Here is a 2,256-nt window from a genome sequence, read left to right as displayed (position 1 = left end):
ACGAGATCAGCAGCGTACAGCCGACCGGCTGGGGCTTCGGCGGTCTCAGTCACGACGAGAATAGCTGCGTGCGGCCGAGCGGCAGGATTTTCGACCGGATTCACCACCACCGAACTGACAACCTACTTATACTAGAACGAGCGATGCGCCGTAGACGGCCACCGTCCCGACCACGCCGATCCCGACTGCCTTGGCGTTGAGTGTGACCGCCTTCTTGCGGTCGGCGGCGAGCGCTTCCTCGTTCCGGATCTCGCTCGTGCCCTCGCCCACGTCGAAGACGCCGATGCCGGCGAAGCCGATACAGAAGCGCTCGCGGTACTGTAACCAGCCCATCGCGGCCCCGTACAGGGGGAACACCGAGAGGGCGAGCGACCACTGCGGCCACGCCAGCGCGACGACCGCCGCGACGTAGACCGCGGCGAGCGCGAGCGAGCCGACGCCGAGGAGGAGTCGCCGCCGCTGTTGGGTCGGTCCGATGTTGCAGACGCCCGGTTGATACTCCATGTCCTCGACACGGGCGCGAGCAGCAAAAGCACGCACGGATCGCGGCGGCCAAGCGGGGGCCCGTGACGACCGTTTTATTACGACATGCGAGTAACTTGAGCCGAAGCGACAGATGACAGGGACCGACCGCCGAGACGAGGAACTACGGCGGTACGAGGCGATCCTCGACTCGATCGACGACGCCGTCTACGCCGTCCGTCCGGACGGCACCATCGCGTACGTCAACGACCGGTACGCCGAGATGAAGGGGGCGGGCCGCGAGGAACTGCTCGGGACGCAGATCTACGACTGGGTCACGGAGGAGGCCGCCGAAAGGGCGAGAGCGGTCAGACGGGAGATGGCGGCCGGAGAGCGGGACGACGGAGTCGTCGAGTACGAGTTCCTCACCGCGGACGGCGAGCGGTTCCCCGTGGAGATGCGGTTCAGTTTCATCGCCGGGGGCGGCGACGACCACGAGCCCGGCGACGAGGCGTTCGACGAGTTCGATCGCGTGGGCGTCATCCGCGACGTCAGCGATCGGAAGCGGCGGGAGGAGGCGCTCAGAGAGAAGAACGAGCGGTTGGCGGAGTTCGCGAGCATCGTCTCACACGACCTCCGGAACCCCCTTAACGTCGCCGAGGGGCGGCTCGATCTCGCCCGCGAGGAGTGCGACTCCGAACACCTCGACCACGTCGCTCGCGCCCACAACCGCATGAACGTCCTCATCGAGGACCTCCTGACCGTCGCCCGCGACGGCGAGGACGTCGACGAGACGGAGCGCGTCCCGCTCCGCGGATTCGTCGAGGAGTGCTGGGAGGGCGTCGAGACCGCCGACGCGACGCTGCGCGTCGAGACCGACCGCGCGGTCCGTGCCGACCGGAGCCGGCTCCGGCAGGTGTTCGAGAACCTCGCGCGGAACAGCGTCGAGCATGGCTCGACTGGCAGCCGGACAGAGTCCGGCGACAGCGTGGAACACGGGAGCGAGAGCGTAACGCTGACCGTTGGCGACCTCGACGGCGGCTTCTACGTCGCCGACGACGGCCCGGGGATTCCGGAGGCCGACCGCGAGAGGGTGTTCGATCCGGGATACACCACGAGCGACGGGGGAACCGGGTTCGGGCTGGATATCGTCGAGGCGGTCGCGACGGCCCACGGCTGGGACGTGCGCGTCACCGACGCCGACGGCGGGGGTGCGCGCTTCGAGTTCACCGGCGTCGACGTGGTCGACTGAACGGCCCCCGTTCTCCCCGGCTTCCGCGGTGGCAACCCTCAAATGGACGCCCGCCGACGGGACGGTGTGAAACGGATCCAGCTCGGGAACACCGTCTTCGAGGGCGAAAACGACATCTACCTGCTCGACGGCGAGACGACCGCGCTCGTCGACACCGGCGTCGCGCTCCCCGAGGTACGCGAGGAGTTGGTCGACGGGCTCGACGAGTACGGAGTCGCCTTCGCCGACGTCGACGCGGTCGCGCTCACCCACTGGCACCCGGACCACGCGGGGCTGGCGGGCGAGATTCAGGCCGCCGGGGACGCCGACGTGTACGTCCACGAGGCGGACGCCGGACTGGTCGACGGGAGCGAGACGCCGCTTTTCGCCGACCGCGACCTCCAGCGCGAGACGTTCGAGCGGTGGGGGATGGCCCGACGCCGACCGGGAGCGCCTGGACGGCAGTCGTGGGAGGCAAGGGCACGACCAGGGGGATTAGGGNGNGNGNGTCGCGCGCNCGTCGCGCGCACGTCGCGTCGTCGTCGCGCGCGCGCGTCTCGTCG

Annotated in this window: 2 protein-coding genes and 1 pseudogene; 2 read left to right on the top strand and 1 reads right to left on the bottom strand. The window is 69.2% G+C overall.

What is annotated here, in order from left to right:
- Positions 1 to 126 precede the first annotated feature (126 nt).
- Positions 127 to 504, bottom strand: a complete 378-nt coding sequence (locus tag BN903_RS06655) for a hypothetical protein (protein ID WP_048076996.1) — start codon at positions 502 to 504, stop codon at positions 127 to 129.
- 112 nt (positions 505 to 616) lie between these two features.
- Between BN903_RS06655 and BN903_RS06650 the strand changes: the two genes are divergently transcribed.
- Both BN903_RS06650 and BN903_RS06645 read left to right on the top strand, forming a co-directional pair.
- Positions 617 to 1,714: a PAS domain-containing sensor histidine kinase gene (locus BN903_RS06650; RefSeq protein ID WP_048076995.1), complete on the top strand. Its 1,098-nt coding sequence runs from the start codon at positions 617 to 619 to the stop codon at positions 1,712 to 1,714.
- Between the two features lie 66 nt (positions 1,715 to 1,780).
- Positions 1,781 to 2,150, top strand: a pseudogene (locus BN903_RS06645) (MBL fold metallo-hydrolase); the annotation flags it as partial.
- Positions 2,151 to 2,256 lie beyond the last annotated feature (106 nt).

The organism is Halorubrum sp. AJ67 (genome assembly GCF_000513435.1).
The sequence above is the reverse complement of the archived record's forward strand: the minus strand, read 5'-3'. Positions and strand labels throughout refer to the sequence as shown.

Bases quoted from the DNA above. Each gene is read 5' to 3' on its own strand.
- BN903_RS06655 (WP_048076996.1), bottom strand. From the start codon at position 504: ATGGAGTATCAACCGGGCGTCTGCAACATCGGACCGACCCAACAGCGG.
- BN903_RS06650 (WP_048076995.1), top strand. From the start codon at position 617: ATGACAGGGACCGACCGCCGAGACGAGGAACTACGGCGGTACGAGGCG.